The organism is Amycolatopsis sp. NPDC039088, assembly GCF_055598845.1.
The window spans coordinates 1-14092 of record NZ_JBVKAE010000030.1 but is presented as its reverse complement, the minus strand read 5'-3'; the positions used below and the strand labels follow the sequence as shown (position 1 = coordinate 14092).

Sequence of the window (14092 nt, the reverse complement as noted above, 5' to 3'; positions counted from 1 at the left end):
GAAAGGACCTTTCATGGCGCGCGCGGGGGCTCGAAGGCGGCAGGTCAGCCCAGCGGGTACATCCAGCCTTCCGGAGCGGGCCGGGTGCCCTCCTGGATTCCGGTCAGCGCGCCGCGCAGCTTCATCGTCAGTTCACCGGGCTGGCCGCCCGCCACGGAGAACTCGCCGCCCGCGTGCTTCACGTGCCCGACCGGTGTGATGACCGCCGCGGTCCCGCAGGCGAACACCTCGGTCAGCTCACCCGAAGCGGCGGCCTTCTCCCACTCGTCGGTGGAGATCCGCCGCTCCTCGACCTGGTGACCGAACGACTTCGCCAGCTCCAGCAGCGACTTCCGGGTCACCCCCGGCAGCAGCGAACCGGTCAGTTCGGGGGTCACGACGCGGGCCTCCTCGCCGGAGCCGAAGACGAAGAACAGGTTCATCCCGCCCATCTCCTCGACCCAGCGCCGCTCGACCGCGTCGAGCCACACGACCTGGTCGCAGCCCTTTTCCACGGCCTGCGCCTGCGCCACGAACGACGCCGCGTAGTTACCGGCGCATTTGGCCTCGCCGGTGCCGCCAGGGACCGCGCGCACGTACTCGGTCGAGAGCCACACGCTCACCGGCTTGACGCCGCCGGAGAAGTACGAGCCCGCCGGCGAGCCGATCAGCGCGTAGAGGTACTCGTTCGCGGGCCGGTTGACGCCGAGCCCGGCTTCGGTGGAGATCATGAAGGGCCGCAGGTACAGCGACTCGCCCGGCTTCGTCGGGACCCAACGGGAGTCGACCGCGATGAGCTCGCGGATCGAGTCGAGGAAGACCTCCACCGGCAGCTGCGGCATGGCGAGACGCTCGGCCGAGTTGCGGAAGCGGATCGCGTTCGCGTCGGGCCGGAACGCGGCGATCGTCCCGTCCGGCTGGCGGTACGCTTTGAGACCTTCGAAGATCGCCTGGCCGTAGTGCAGCACGGAGGTCGCCGGGTCCAGCGTGAAGGGCGCGTACGGACCGACGGTCGCGTCGTGCCAGCCCTGCTCGGCGCTCCACTTCACGGTCACCATGTGGTCGGTGAAGTGCAGGCCGAAGCCGGGTGCGGCCAATACGTCCGCGACGCGTTCCGGGCTCGCGGGGCTCGGGTGCGGGAGGTGGGTGAACTGCGTCGAGGTCGTCATGACTATGACGATAACGCTTGGTCGGACCCACGTTAGTCGGACGTCCGCATATCTTTACCTCCCGCTATCTGTCCGTCGCGACGAACACGCGAGGCCTCACGCCCCTAGGATGGCGGAGTGACGTTAAACCCCATGCAGCCCGCTCACCCGGCCAAGCCCGCCGCCTCCGGCACGGGGGCCGACATCAAGACGTTCGCGACGGCGGTACTGCTGACCTTCGGAACCGGCGTGCTGATGATGGACGGCTGGGCCCTGCTGGACAGCGGCTTCGGTGCGTTCCTCGGCCTGGTCGCCGCCGGTTTCGGCATCTTCTGGTGGAAGAGCATCCACGGCAAGGTGTTCCCGCGCGAGCTGTCCACCAAGTCGGTGGTCATCCTGACGGTGCTCAACGTCGTGCTGATGCTGCTACTGCTCCTGCAGGTGAGCTAGAGCAACCCGTCCGGCAGGCCGGGCGCGGGCCAGTCCGGCTCCGGCCGGAAGTCGGTCCACGTCCCGTCGAAGGGGAACCGGCCGGCGTCCGCGAGCGCCCCGATCCGTTCGCCCTCGGCCCGCAGCCGCTCGAGCTGCCCGGCGGTGATCCGGCCGGCGAGGACGGCCTCTTCGGCCTCGGCCTCGTCCTTCCACCGCCAGCGTCCGCCGGGCTCGACGGCGACGTCGAGGATGCCGTCGATCCGGTCCGGCCCGGACGACGTGCGCCCCAGCGGGACCTCGAGGTTGACGTACCAGTTCAAGAAATGCCCGTCCGCGTCGAAGAACCACCAGACCGACGACCATTCGTCGTCGGCGATCCGGCGCAGCGTCGAGGTGTCGCGCCAGAGGTCGGCCACGCGCACCCTCGGCACCCGGAACCGCTCCTCGAGCGGCGCCTCTCGGAAGAGCCGCCCGTCGGCGAGTCTGCTGCCGATGATCGGGGTGTCCGCGGGCAGCCAGCCGAGCAGCACGGTGCCGTCGTCGGCGACGACGCGCAGCGGATGATGCTGGCCGATCGAACCGTCCGGTCGCAGGAACCGTTCGACGACCGTGTCACCCGGGGTCCAGTGGGGATCACGCACGCCTTGAACGGTACCCACGGGCGCGGACCCGCAGAACCAGTTCGGCGAGCGTTCCCACTCCCGCGAGCCCGAGGGCCACGACCGGCCCAGCGAAGGCCGAGGCGACGGCCACGATCAGTCCACAAGCGAGTGTCGCCTTAGGACGTTCCGGGGAAAGCCGTTCCCGGCCGTCGGTGAAGGCGTCCACCGCGACGGGCACGGTCGCCACGGCGACCACCACGGTCAGCACCGGCAGCAGCGAGACCGCGTCGGCCGCGGCGAGGAGTTCGCGGAACGACGTCACCGAGAGCCCGAGCCGGATCGGTCCCAGCTGGTAGAGCGCGACGGCGACGATCGCGACGGCCACGGCACCCACCGCGGCCGCCCGGCCCGCGCCGGGACGGCGGGGCAGCAGGAACGGCAGCAGCACCAGCACGGCGAGGCCGAGGCCGGACACCGACGGCGGGTCCGGCGCGATGAACTGGGCCAAGGGCGGGATCCCGAGGCAGATCGCGAGCAGGGCGGCGGCCGCGGCCAGCAGCAGGCCGGTGACCCACCGGGCGGCGTAGTCACCGAGGCGGACCCCGGCGAGATCGGCGACGGCGACCACGACGGCGAACGCCGCGGCGGCGGCTCCCGGCGCCGTGGGAAAGAGGTAGTGCCCGAACGTCGTGGCGAAGACCGGCACCAGGCCCAGCCGCGAAACAGCGGCCGCGATCCGGTCGGGCCGGGTATCCCCCGGCGGCGGCAACAGCGCCTCCGCCGAGACGGCGAGCACGGCCGCGACGACGGCGGCGAGAAGTACCCAATAGTCCGCTCCGGACGTGCCCACCGCGAGCGCGATGAGCAGACCGCCGGCCAGCCGCACGCCGTCTCCCTTCCAGAACATCCAGTTATCCGGTCGGCCCCGCTGTTACCCCAGGTCCGACTGTCATTAGCATGGCTCACGATCCGACCGGGCGGCCGCCCGGTACCCACCGCGAACGCGCGAGGAGCCAGAAGTGACCGTGCCGAAGCTTGCCCTGACCGAGAACGCCGAAGCGGCGCTTGCCAAGACGCGAGCCGACGTCGTCGTCATCGGCACCCTCCAGGGCGAGGACGGTCTGGCGCTCGCCGCCGGCTCCTCCGTCGCCGATGCCGCCTTCGACGGCAAGCTCGCCGACGTCCTCGGCACGCTGGGCGCGTCCGGCAAGGCCGACGAGGTCGTCAAGGTCCCGACGCTGGGCAAGCTGTCCGCCGGTGTCGTGCTGGCCGTCGGGCTCGGCAAGGCGGGCGCGGACGGCGTCACCGCCGAGCAGGTCCGCCGGGGAGCCGGTGCCGCCGCGCGGGCGCTGAGCGGCACCGAGCGCGCGTTCGTCACGCTGTCGGCGATCGATCTGCAGGCCGCGGTCGAGGGCACCGCGCTCGGCGCGTACAACTTCACCGAATACCGCTCCGAGAAGGGCGACGGCCCGGTCGCCAAGGTCGACTTCGTGAGTCCCGAAGAGGGCACCGCCAAGGACCACAAGGCGACGTTGAAGGCCGCCACCCTCATCGCGGAGTCGGTGATCATCGCCCGCGACCTGATCAACACCCCGCCGAACGACCTGTTCCCCGCCTCCTTCGCCGACCGCGCGAAGACGCTGGCCGAGGCGAACAACCTCGAGTTCGAGGTGCTCGACGAGAAGGCGCTCAAGCGCAAGGGCTTCGGCGGCATCCTCGGTGTCGGCGGCGGTTCCTCGCGCCAGCCGCGCCTGCTGCGTCTCGCCTACAAGCCGTCGAAGGCGGCGAAGAAGGTCGCGCTCGTCGGCAAGGGCATCACCTTCGACTCGGGCGGCATCTCGATCAAGCCCGCCGCGAACATGGACCACATGACCTCGGACATGTCGGGCGCGGCCGCCGTGCTCGCCTCCGTGGTGCTCGCCGCGAAGCTGAAGTACCCGCTCGAGGTCGTCGCGCACATCCCGCTGGCGGAGAACCTGCCCTCGGCCACCTCGTACCGGCCGGGTGACGTGCTCAGCATGTACGGCGGCAAGACCGTCGAGGTGCTCAACACCGACGCCGAAGGCCGCCTCGTGCTGGCCGACGCGATCGTGCGCGCGGGCGAGGAGAACCCCGACTACCTGATCGAGACCTCGACGCTGACCGGCGCGCAGGTCGTCGCGCTCGGCAACCGCACCGCCGGTGTCATGGGCTCGGACGAGTTCCGCGACCGGATCGCCGCGATCGCGCAGGCGACCGGTGAGGGCGGCTGGGCGATGCCGCTGCCGGAGGAGCTGCGCGCCGACCTCGACTCGCGCCTCGCGGACCTGGCCAACGTCACCGGGCACCGCTGGGGCGGCATGCTCGCCGCGGGCATCTTCCTGCGCGAGTTCGTCGCCGACGGCCTGCCCTGGGCGCACATCGACATCGCGGGCCCGTCGTTCAACACCGCCGGGCCGTGGGGTTACACCGGCAAGGGCGGCACCGGCGTCCCGGTCCGCACCATCGCCGCGGTCCTCGCGGACATCGCCGCCAACGGCTGATCTCTCACCCCGAACGCGCGTGAAGGCCCCCTTCCCTCGGCCGAGGGAAGGGGGCCTTCACGCGCATGGCAGGGTCGGTTCCGTGGACAGGGACGCGTATCTCGAAGGCGCGATCAGGGATGTACTCAGCGGCGACGAGGCGACGCTCGACGACCGGATCGGACACGCCGCGTTGTTGTTCGCCGCGTCCGGGGCGATGGCGGAGGCCGACAGGCTGATCACGCATTGGCACGCACTCACCGAACGTCCCGTCACCGCCCTCGTCCCCGGAGCCGTCCAGGCGCGCGCGTGGGCGATGCTCTTCGAAGCGAACGGCGGGCGGCCGGAGTGGGCCGCGGCGCTGACCCCGCTCGACCTCGATGCCGAGGAGCGCGCGCACGAAACGCACCTGGCCCGGCGCGTGTCCGATTTGGACGGTCTCTTCAGTGGCTCCCCGATCGGTGAGGCGGTGTCGCACCTCGGACCGTCCCGGCCGGACCGGTTGCGGGAGGCCGTCGCGCGAGACGACCTCGACACCTGGGCGGAGATCGCCTCACGACAGGCGCGCCCGGACGTCGCCATGCTCGCCGCGTCACGGCGGCTCGCGCCGCGCCTCCTCGCCGGAGCCGACCCGCTCGGGCTCGGCGACTGGCCGGGAGTGTGCGCCGGGTCCCTGGTCGCGGCGCTGTATCAGCGCTACCCACCGGATACCGGCGGCTGGCGCGAGACGGTCGCGGGCATCCTCCGGCTGCGCGGCGTCGGCACCGCGCCCCCGGCGGCGTCGGCCAGGAACGTCGACGCGGCCGAAGCACGCCTCGGGCTCCGGCTGCCCGCCGACTACCGGGAGTTCCTGCTGACCTGCGACGGCCTCCCCGCCGACGTCGTCTTCCCGCGTTTGCTCGGGACGGCCGAACTGCGCGCGGAGGGCACGGTCGTCGTGATCTCCGACCCGGCCGTGGTACTGCTCACCGCCGCCGATGAGCAGTGGCGCACGGTCGAGATCGATCCGGCGCTGGGCACGACGGTGCATCCGACGTTCCAGGCGCTGATGGAGCGGCACCTGCTTCTGCTGGCGCAGTCGGCTTGAGCCCCGCTTAGACTTCGCCGCGCTTCTTCCGCTCGGTGTACTCCCGCATCCGCTTCGGGTAGCCGACCCGTGCCACCTCGTACACGGGGATCGATCGTTTGCGGCCGAACTGCTGCGCCGCGTCCAAGCTGTCGATCCGGCGCCGCGTCCACTCACCGTCGTGCGCGATGAGGACGACTGTGGTCTCGGTGACGTTGGTCTTGGGCTCCACATACGCCTCGACACCGGTCCGGGAGGCGGACCACTCTTCCAGGTGCTTGAAGTCGTTTGAAGAGGCTTTCCGCAGCGTACCGGGCTTTTGCCCGCCTTTAGAGCGCCGGCGCAGCGAGTCGAACAGACCCACTCCGACCACCTCACTTCCCACTCGCGTCCAATGTCCATTATCCCGACTCGGACGTGTGGTCACCGTGGTGACCCCGGCCCGCCGTGTCCCGTGGGTCACAGGACGCGGCCTAGGTCGCAGGGCCGCCGCGCGTAGTGACAAGATGGCAAGTGTCCGCGCGCGCGTATACCGCGCGGAGCGGCGCCAGAGCACCACCCCTACCGCTTGCCGAGGAGTTATTGAAGTGACCGACACCTCCGCCGACCTTGTGATCCTGGGTGGCGGATCGGGCGGCTACGCCGCCGCGTTCCGCGCGGCCGAGCTGGGCCTTTCCGTCACCCTGATCGAAAAGGACAAGCTTGGCGGGACGTGCCTCCACCGAGGCTGCATCCCGACCAAGGCCCTCCTGCACGCGGCGGAGGTCGCCGACGAGACCCGCGACGCCGAGACCTTCGGTGTCAAGGCCGTGCTGGAAGGCATCGACATCGCCGGGGTCAACAAGTACAAGGACGGCATCGTCGCCCGCCTGTACAAGGGCCTCCAGGGCCTGGCCAAAGCGCACAAGGTGAACCTCGTCGAGGGCACCGGGACGTTCGTCGGCGGCACGACCGTCGAGGTCGACGGCACCCGCTACACGGGCAAGAACGTCATCCTCGCCACCGGTTCGTACTCGAAGACGCTGCCGGGCCTGGAGCTGGGCGGCCGCATCATCGCGAGCGAGCAGGCGCTTTCGCTGGACTACATCCCGAAGAAGGTCATCGTCCTCGGCGGTGGTGTCATCGGTGTCGAATTCGCGTCCGTGTGGGCGTCCTTCGGCGTCGACGTCACCATCGTGGAGGCGCTGCCCCGCCTGGTCCCGAACGAGGATGAGTACGCGTCCAAGCAGCTCGAGCGCGCTTTCCGCCGCCGCAAGATCGCCTTCAAGACCGGCGTGCGGTTCACCGGCGCCAAGCAGGACGACAACGGCGTCAGCGTGTCGCTGGAATCCGGCGAGACGCTCGAAGGCGACCTTCTGCTGGTCGCCGTCGGCCGCGGCCCGAACTCGGCCGGGCACGGGTACGAAGAGGCCGGGGTCAAGATGGACCGCGGTTTCGTCCTCACCGACGACCGTCTCCGCACCAACCTGCCGAACGTCTACGCCGTCGGCGACATCGTCCCCGGCCTGCAGCTCGCGCACCGCGGGTTCCAGCAGGGCATCTTCGTCGCCGAGGAGATCGCGGGCCAGGAGCCGCGCGTGATCGACGAGAGCGGAATCCCGCGCGTCACCTACTCGCACCCCGAGGTCGCTTCGGTCGGTCTCACCGAGTCGCAGGCGAAGGAGAAGTACGGCTCCGACGTCACCACCTTCACCTACGACCTCGGTGGCAACGGCAAGAGCCAGATCCTCAAGACCTCCGGCGGGGTCAAGCTGATCAAGGCCCCGGAAGGGCCGGTCGTCGGCGTGCACATGGTGGGCGACCGCGTCGGCGAGCTGATCGGCGAAGCGCAGCTGATCTACAGCTGGGAGGCGTTCCCCGAGGACGTGGCCCCGCTGATCCACGCGCACCCCACCCAGACCGAGGCCCTCGGTGAAGCGTTCCTCGCCCTGGCGGGCAAGCCGCTGCACGTCCACAGCTGACGTCTCACCGTCGAAGAACCAGACCAAGCAAGACATATCAAGGGAGTCAGCGAACGATGGCCTACTCCGTCACGTTGCCGGAGCTCGGTGAGAGCGTCACCGAGGGCACCGTCACCCGGTGGTTGAAGCAGGAGGGCGACACCGTCGAGGTCGACGAGCCGTTGCTCGAGATCTCCACGGACAAGGTCGACACCGAGGTCCCGTCCCCGGTCGCCGGCAAGGTCGTGAAGATCAGCGCTCAGGAGGACGAGACCGTCGAGGTCGGCGGCGAGCTCGCCGTCATCGACGACGGGACCGGCGGGGTGCCGGAGTCGTCCGGTTCCTCGGAGGACACCTCCGAAGCGCAGCCGGAACCCGAGCCCGAGCCTGAGCCGGAGCCCGCGCAGGAGCAGGCCTCCGCGCCGTCCCAGCCGGACACCGCGCCGGCTGCCGGCGGCGAAGGCACCGAGGTGAAGCTGCCCGAGCTGGGCGAGAGCGTCACCGAGGGCACCGTCACCCGGTGGCTCAAGCAGGTCGGCGAGAGCGTCGAGGTCGACGAGCCGCTGCTCGAGATCTCCACGGACAAGGTCGACACCGAGGTCCCGTCCCCGGTCGCCGGCACCGTGCTGGAGATCCGCGCCGGTGAGGACGAGACCGTCGAGGTCGGCGGCGTGCTCGCGGTGATCGGCGCGGCCGGTTCCGCCCCGGCGCCGAAGGCCGAGGAGCCCAAGCCCGAACCCAAGCCGGAGCCCAAGCCCGAGCCGAAGCCGGAACCCAAGCCGGAACCGAAGCCCGAGCCCAAGGCCGAAGCCGCTCCCGCGCCGAAGCCCGCCCCGGCTCCGCAGGCCGCCCCGGCCCCCAAGGCCGAGGCACCCAAGGCCGCCGCGGCGAGCAACGGTTCGGACGGTGGACCGTACGTGACGCCGCTGGTCCGCAAGCTCGCTTCGGAGCACGGCATCGACCTGTCGTCGCTGACCGGTAGCGGTGTCGGTGGCCGCATCCGCAAGCAGGACGTGCTCGCGGCGGCGGAGGCCAAGCAGAAGGAAGCCCCGGCTCCCGCCGCTCAGCCCGCCGCCGCCCCGGCTGCCGCGGCGCCGTCGGCTCCGCGCAAGGCCGCGGTTTCGCCGGAGCTCGCGGCACTGCGCGGCACCGTGCAGAAGGCCAGCCGGATCCGGCAGATCACCGCCACGAAGACCCGCGAGTCGCTGCAGGTTTCCGCGCAGCTCACGCAGGTCCACGAGGTGGACGTCACGAAGATCGCCAAGCTTCGTCAGCGGGCGAAGGCGGCCTTCAAGGAGCGCGAGGGCGTCAACCTGACGTTCCTGCCGTTCTTCGCGAAGGCCACCGTCGAGGCGCTCAAGCAGCACCCGAACGTCAACGCGTCCTACAACGAGGACACGAAGGAGATCACCTACCACGGTGCGGTGCACCTGGGGATCGCGGTGGACACCGAAAAGGGTCTGCTGTCGGTGGTCATCCACGACGCGGGTGAGCTCAGCCTCGCCGGTCTCGCGCACCGCATCGCCGACCTGGCAGGCCGCGCGCGTTCGGGCCAGATCAAGCCGGACGAGCTGTCGGGCGGCACCTTCACGATCACGAACATCGGCTCCAACGGCGCCCTGTTCGACACGCCGATCATCGTGCAGCCGCAGTCCGGCATGCTCGGCACCGGCGCGGTCGTGAAGCGTCCGGTCGTGATCGCGGACGCCGACGGCAACGACACGATCGCCGTCCGGTCGATGGCGTTCCTGCCGCTGACCTACGACCACCGCCTGGTGGACGGGGCCGACGCGGGCCGCTTCGTCACGACGATCAAGCAGCGTCTGGAAGAGGGCAACTTCGAGGACGAGCTCGGTCTCTGATCTCCGGTAGTCCCTGAAGGCCCTCGTCCCGCTTCGGCGGGGCGGGGGCCTTCTCCTTTTCCCGCGTTTAGTCCTCTGAACGCCGTACTTGCGCGCGCAAAGACCGCGTTCAGAGGACTAAACGCGCGGGTTTGACAGCCACCTCCGACTCTAGTATTCCGGAATTACGGAAAACAAGAGGGAGGATCACCCATGCTGACCAGACGCCATCTGCTGACGGGCGCCGCGGCGGGATCGGCGGCGTTGCTGCTGCCGGGAACCGCGAGCGCCGCCGTCCCGGACACGACGACGGAACAAGGCTGGCTCGACTGGATCGCCGCCCACCGGAACTCGGTCTCAGTCGCGATCGACGACGGCGCGGGCCGCCGGGCCGCCCTCAACGCCGACGTCCGGCGGCTGCTGGCTTCGTCGGTCAAGGTCGTCCACGTCAGCGCGTACGCCATCGCGGTCGCCGAGGGCAGGCTCGCTCCGCGAGAACAGATCAGGGTCGGCGACTGGGACGCCCACCACCCCTTCGTCGCCGACGGCCGCGCGCATTTCCAGGCGCTCAACTGGCTGGGTATCCCCTGCGACGACTACGGGATCGCGAAGGATCCCGAGCAGCGTGTCCCGCTGGCGAGAATCCCCGAAGCGATGATCCTGTTCAGCGACAACGCCGCCGCGGACTACCTCCGCACCCGGCTCGGCGATCCCGCCCTCCGGTTCGCGGCGGCGCGCGGCGGCTGGACGAGGCCGGACACCCGCTCGCTCGGCGGCGAGGTCCTGATGCTGATGATGCCCGAATACGCGCCCCCGCCCGGCAGCCCGGTCGTGGTCCGGCGGGCGATGGGCGACGCGGTCGCGCGCCGGTTCGTCCGCGATCCCGCCTTCCGCGCCGAGGCGTTCGAGCGCTGGCCGAGCATGCCCCAGACCGCCGAGGAGCAGTGGCCGTGGGTCAAGGGGCACGGCCAAGGATCGGCTTCGGAGCTGTTCTCGCTCCACCGGAGTCTCGCACTCGGCAGGTACCACCCCGGCGGAACGCTGGCCCGCGAAATCCTCGCGCTGCCGCTCTCCGATCGCGTGCCGCCCGGAGCGAGCGAAGTGCTCTTCAAGGCCGGAAGCCTGCCGCGCACCCTCACCGTCGGACTGTCCGTGCGCTGGCCCGGCGGCCGGGCAGGCACCGCGGCCGTACTCCTCACCGACGTGAGCGATCAGGACCAGGTGAACGCTTCGCCGCTCATCGACATCCTCATCTCGGCACTGTCCGTCCCTGAGCGGTTCGCCGCCCTGCGGCGCGCACTCGGCTGACCGACAGTGTAGATAAACCGGTATGAACGCTGAGCTCGCCGACCGGATAGCAGCACTCGAAGAACGGGTCGCCGCGCTCGAAGGACAGCAGGAGGCCACGACGCCGCCCGCCCGGGCGGGCGGCGTCGTGGCCTACCACGGCGAGCTGACCGAACCCGTCGAGCTGGCCTGGTCCATCCAGGTGCCGCCGGGCGTGGTGCTGGCGAAGGCGGACGGGCCGCGGGTCGAAGTGCTCGCGGCCCTGTCCAGCACCGCGCGGGTGGCGCTCGTGCGGACGCTGGCCGAACAGGGCGCGCAGACCGCGCCCGCCCTGCAGGAGGCCGCCGACCTCGGCTCCCCCGGCCAGCTCTACCACCACCTCAAAGCGTTGACCGGAGCCGGGATCGTCGAGCAGGACAAACGCGGAAGCTACCGCCTGCGCCCGACCGCGACGATCCCGGTGCTGGTGCTGCTCACCGCCGCGTCCGACGTCGCCGGGCAACTGAAGACCTGAACGTGCGGCCGGATCGGCGATACGACACGATCGAATCATGCGAGTTCTGATCGCGGGCGCGAGCGGACTGATCGGCACCTCACTGACGGCGCGGCTGCGCGGGTCCGGGCACGAAGTGGTCCGGCTCGTCCGCCGGGAGGAGCGGGCCGACGACGAACGCCGCTGGGATCCCCCTGCCGGGGAGATCGCCGACGGCGCGCTCGACGGAATCGACGCCGTGGTGAACCTGGCGGGTGCTCCGCTGCTGCCGGGACGCTGGAGCGCGGCCCGCAAACAGGTACTGCTCGACAGCCGGGTCGAACCGACGGAGGTGCTCGCGGAAGCGGTCGCCGAACACGGGATCCCCGTTCTGGTCAACGCCTCCGCCGTCGGTTACTACGGCGACCCCGGACCGTCCGTTGTGGACGAATCGAGTCCGGCGGGGCGAGGTTTCCTCGCCGGGCTCTGCACCGCGTGGGAAGGCGCGACCGAGACCGCGACCACCGCGGGCGCCCGCGTCGTGCGCATCCGCACCGGGCTGGTGCTCGCCCGCAAGGGTGGGCTCCTCGACGTCCTGCGGCCACTGTTCCGGCTCGGACTCGGCGGGAAACTCGGTGACGGCAAGCAGTACATGCCGTGGATCTCGCTCGACGACGAGGTCGGGGCGATCGTTTTCGCGCTGGAGCACGAATCGCTCTCCGGTCCGGTGAACCTCAGCGGACCGCAGCCCGCCACGAACGCCGCCTTCACGAAGGCGCTGGCCCGCGCCGTGCACCGCCCGGCGTTCTGGCAAGTCCCGGGGTTCGCCATGAAGATCGCGCTCGGGCAGGCGGCCGAGGAGATGGCGCTGTTCGGACAGCGCGCCATGCCACGGGCGCTGGAGGAGGCGGGATACCAGTTCCGTCACCCGACCCTCGAGGACGCGTTGGCCGCCGCGACATGACCCTGCGGCGCGGTCTGTACACCCTCGCCGGAGCCCTGCTGCTGATCGGCTTCATCGTGCTCGGCCTGTTCGTCGACGACCGCCCGCCGCCGGTGGACGTCGCACTCGCCGACGCGTTCCACGGGCAGTACGCCCGGCCGGCGGGACAGGTGGCAGGCCTGGTCACGAACGTGCTCGGCCCGGTCCTGCCCTTCGCGCTGGGCGCGGTGCTGGCGGTACTCGCCTGGCGACGGCGGGAACTGACGACGTTGTGCGTCAAACTCGCCGTCGTCCTGCTGCTGTGCCGAATGACCAGCTTGATCGCCAAACCGGTGTTCTACCGGGAGCGACCTCGGGAATTCCCCGATCTGAGCTACCCGAGCGGGCATGTCGTCGCCGTCGCCTGCACCGGCTTCGTCGCCGTCCTGCTCTGCGCGTGGACCCGCCCGCATCTGGTGCGCCTGGCGATCGCGATCGCCGTCGCGGCCACGGTCGTGGGCGCGCTCTGCCGCGTCGTACTGGGGGTGCACTGGCTGACCGACACCGCGGGATCCGTACTGGCGGTGGGCGGCGTCGGCCTGATCGCGGCGGCCGGGCTGGGCCTGCTGCCGCTGCCACGGGACCCGGCGTAGTGTCGCTGGCGTGAGCTCTTCGACCACGTCATGCCGTGCCGCCACCGAGCCCGTCGACGTCCGTGAGATCGGGACGATCGAGTACACCGAGGCCTGGGAACTCCAGCGCCGACACGTGACCGCCCGTGCCGACGGCGAAGGTCCCGACACCATGCTGCTGCTGGAGCACCCGTCGGTGTACACCGCGGGCAAGCGCACCGAAGCCGAGGACAGGCCGACCGACGGCACCCCGGTGATCGACGTCGACCGCGGCGGCAAGATCACCTGGCACGGGCCCGGCCAGCTGGTCGGCTACCCGATCGTCAAACTCGCCGACCCGATCGACGTCGTCCACTACGTGCGGCGTCTCGAAGAGGCCTTGATCACCGTCTGCGACCAGCTCGGCGTGCACACCGGCCGGGTCGAGGGCCGCAGCGGCGTCTGGATCCCGGCCGACGACCGCGGCGTCGAGCGGAAGATCGCCGCCATCGGCATCCGCGTGCAGCGCGGCGTGACCATGCACGGCTTCGAGCTGAACTGCAACCCGGATCTGGGCGCCTTCGACAAGATCGTCCCGTGCGGCATCCGGGACGCCGGCGTGACGTCGCTCTCCTACGAACTCGACCGCGACGTCACCGTGGCGTCGGTGCTGCCGATGGCGCGCGAAGCCGTACTCGCGGCGCTGGAAGGCGATCTCCCGGTGAGCGACGAGCGCTGGCTGCCGCGCCCCGAAGCGCCGGCCGCTCCTGGCGTCACTTTCGCGCTGCAGAACTGATCTCTGCAAAGATCACCGGTACGACCGCCGGACAGGCCGGTGGTCGTACTGGGAGGAAGTCATGCGCAAGTTTTCGCGCGTTCTCGCGGCGGCCGGTATCGCGGTCGCCACTTCGGTGAGCCTGCCCGTGGCGGCGTCGGCCACACCGCCGCCAGGCTGTACCGGCGGACACGACGGGGCGAAGTACGCCTGGGCGACCTGCACCGCGTACGGCGACCACAGGTACCGGGTCACCGCGTACAACTGCAGCCCGGTCTGCGGCAACGCGCTGGGCGAATGGGCCGTCCACGGGGCGGAGTCCCACCTCACCATCAGCTGGCCGGCGAAGATCCTGGACATCGGCGTCGACATCGAGTGACCTGTAAGCGCGTGAAGGCCCTCTTTCCTCGGTTGAACCCCAAGGGTCCCGGCAAAGTCGCAGAGTTGCTGGTCGGCACTGTTCTTGGTGGTCCGGATGTGGCATCGCTGATGCCTGCGGGGTCCGAGTGTGGAGGA

At 70.6% G+C, this 14092-nt stretch carries 15 protein-coding genes; 11 read left to right on the top strand and 4 right to left on the bottom strand.

What is annotated here, in order from left to right:
* Positions 1–44 precede the first annotated feature (44 nt).
* Positions 45–1148 (bottom strand): branched-chain amino acid aminotransferase, encoded by a 1104-nt coding sequence (locus ACZ7KI_RS31725; RefSeq protein WP_470276715.1) that lies wholly within the window; start codon positions 1146–1148, stop codon positions 45–47.
* 117 nt (positions 1149–1265) lie between these two features.
* On the opposite strand from ACZ7KI_RS31725, the gene ACZ7KI_RS31720 reads away from it, so the two are divergent.
* Entirely contained in the window at positions 1266–1577 is a 312-nt protein-coding gene (locus ACZ7KI_RS31720) for a hypothetical protein (protein WP_470276714.1), read from the top strand.
* On the opposite strand, the gene ACZ7KI_RS31715 is transcribed toward ACZ7KI_RS31720, so the two are convergent.
* Both ACZ7KI_RS31715 and ACZ7KI_RS31710 read right to left on the bottom strand, forming a co-directional pair.
* A complete protein-coding gene (locus ACZ7KI_RS31715; RefSeq protein WP_470276713.1) occupies positions 1574–2200 on the bottom strand; it encodes a DUF402 domain-containing protein in 627 nt (208 codons plus the stop codon). The genes ACZ7KI_RS31720 and ACZ7KI_RS31715 overlap by 4 nt on opposite strands.
* A complete protein-coding gene (locus ACZ7KI_RS31710) occupies positions 2193–3068 on the bottom strand; it encodes a hypothetical protein (protein ID WP_470276712.1) in 876 nt (291 codons plus the stop codon). The genes ACZ7KI_RS31715 and ACZ7KI_RS31710 overlap by 8 nt, the downstream gene beginning before the upstream one ends.
* Positions 3069–3180: 112 nt before the next feature.
* Between ACZ7KI_RS31710 and ACZ7KI_RS31705 the strand changes: the two genes are divergently transcribed.
* Together ACZ7KI_RS31705 and ACZ7KI_RS31700 are read left to right on the top strand one after the other, a co-directional pair.
* Positions 3181–4683 (top strand): leucyl aminopeptidase, encoded by a 1503-nt coding sequence (locus ACZ7KI_RS31705; RefSeq protein ID WP_470276711.1) that lies wholly within the window; start codon positions 3181–3183, stop codon positions 4681–4683.
* A gap of 82 nt (positions 4684–4765) precedes the next feature.
* Positions 4766–5749: an SMI1/KNR4 family protein gene (locus tag ACZ7KI_RS31700; RefSeq protein WP_470276710.1), complete on the top strand. Its 984-nt coding sequence runs from the start codon at positions 4766–4768 to the stop codon at positions 5747–5749.
* A gap of 7 nt (positions 5750–5756) precedes the next feature.
* Here the strand turns inward: ACZ7KI_RS31700 and ACZ7KI_RS31695 are convergent, their stop codons facing one another.
* The gene (locus ACZ7KI_RS31695; RefSeq protein WP_465462883.1) at positions 5757–6101 is read right to left on the bottom strand and encodes an oxidoreductase; all 345 of its coding nucleotides are present in this window, start codon (positions 6099–6101) and stop codon (positions 5757–5759) included.
* A 214-nt stretch (positions 6102–6315) separates the two neighbouring features.
* On the opposite strand from ACZ7KI_RS31695, the gene lpdA reads away from it, so the two are divergent.
* The 8 genes from lpdA (at position 6316) to ACZ7KI_RS31655 (ending at position 13955) form a co-directional block, all read left to right on the top strand.
* Positions 6316–7689, top strand: a complete 1374-nt coding sequence (lpdA, locus tag ACZ7KI_RS31690; protein WP_465505534.1) for a dihydrolipoyl dehydrogenase — start codon at positions 6316–6318, stop codon at positions 7687–7689.
* Positions 7690–7745: 56 nt separating this feature from the next.
* The gene (gene sucB / locus ACZ7KI_RS31685) at positions 7746–9530 is read left to right on the top strand and encodes a 2-oxoglutarate dehydrogenase, E2 component, dihydrolipoamide succinyltransferase (protein WP_470276709.1); all 1785 of its coding nucleotides are present in this window, start codon (positions 7746–7748) and stop codon (positions 9528–9530) included.
* Positions 9531–9722: 192 nt separating this feature from the next.
* Positions 9723–10817 carry a serine hydrolase gene (locus ACZ7KI_RS31680; RefSeq protein WP_470276708.1) on the top strand — a complete coding sequence of 365 codons (1095 nt, stop codon included), beginning with the start codon at positions 9723–9725 and terminating at the stop codon, positions 10815–10817.
* Between the two features lie 22 nt (positions 10818–10839).
* Positions 10840–11310, top strand: a complete 471-nt coding sequence (locus ACZ7KI_RS31675) for an ArsR/SmtB family transcription factor (protein WP_470276707.1) — start codon at positions 10840–10842, stop codon at positions 11308–11310.
* Between the two features lie 37 nt (positions 11311–11347).
* Positions 11348–12232: a TIGR01777 family oxidoreductase gene (locus ACZ7KI_RS31670; RefSeq protein WP_470276706.1), complete on the top strand. Its 885-nt coding sequence runs from the start codon at positions 11348–11350 to the stop codon at positions 12230–12232.
* Complete coding sequence (locus ACZ7KI_RS31665) at positions 12229–12843, top strand: phosphatase PAP2 family protein (RefSeq protein ID WP_470276705.1); 615 nt, start codon at positions 12229–12231, stop codon at positions 12841–12843. The genes ACZ7KI_RS31670 and ACZ7KI_RS31665 overlap by 4 nt, the downstream gene beginning before the upstream one ends.
* A 10-nt stretch (positions 12844–12853) precedes the next feature.
* The gene (gene lipB, locus ACZ7KI_RS31660; RefSeq protein WP_470276704.1) at positions 12854–13597 is read left to right on the top strand and encodes a lipoyl(octanoyl) transferase LipB; all 744 of its coding nucleotides are present in this window, start codon (positions 12854–12856) and stop codon (positions 13595–13597) included.
* A gap of 61 nt (positions 13598–13658) precedes the next feature.
* Positions 13659–13955, top strand: a complete 297-nt coding sequence (locus ACZ7KI_RS31655) for a hypothetical protein (protein WP_470276703.1) — start codon at positions 13659–13661, stop codon at positions 13953–13955.
* Positions 13956–14092 lie beyond the last annotated feature (137 nt).

Bases quoted from the DNA above. Each gene is read 5' to 3' on its own strand.
- ACZ7KI_RS31725 (WP_470276715.1), bottom strand. From the start codon at position 1,148: ATGACGACCTCGACGCAGTTCACCCACCTCCCGCACCCGAGCCCCGCG.
- ACZ7KI_RS31710 (WP_470276712.1), bottom strand. From the start codon at position 3,068: ATGTTCTGGAAGGGAGACGGCGTGCGGCTGGCCGGCGGTCTGCTCATC.
- sucB (WP_470276709.1), top strand. From the start codon at position 7,746: ATGGCCTACTCCGTCACGTTGCCGGAGCTCGGTGAGAGCGTCACCGAG.
- ACZ7KI_RS31680 (WP_470276708.1), top strand. From the start codon at position 9,723: ATGCTGACCAGACGCCATCTGCTGACGGGCGCCGCGGCGGGATCGGCG.
- ACZ7KI_RS31675 (WP_470276707.1), top strand. From the start codon at position 10,840: ATGAACGCTGAGCTCGCCGACCGGATAGCAGCACTCGAAGAACGGGTC.
- ACZ7KI_RS31670 (WP_470276706.1), top strand. From the start codon at position 11,348: ATGCGAGTTCTGATCGCGGGCGCGAGCGGACTGATCGGCACCTCACTG.
- ACZ7KI_RS31665 (WP_470276705.1), top strand. From the start codon at position 12,229: ATGACCCTGCGGCGCGGTCTGTACACCCTCGCCGGAGCCCTGCTGCTG.
- ACZ7KI_RS31655 (WP_470276703.1), top strand. From the start codon at position 13,659: ATGCGCAAGTTTTCGCGCGTTCTCGCGGCGGCCGGTATCGCGGTCGCC.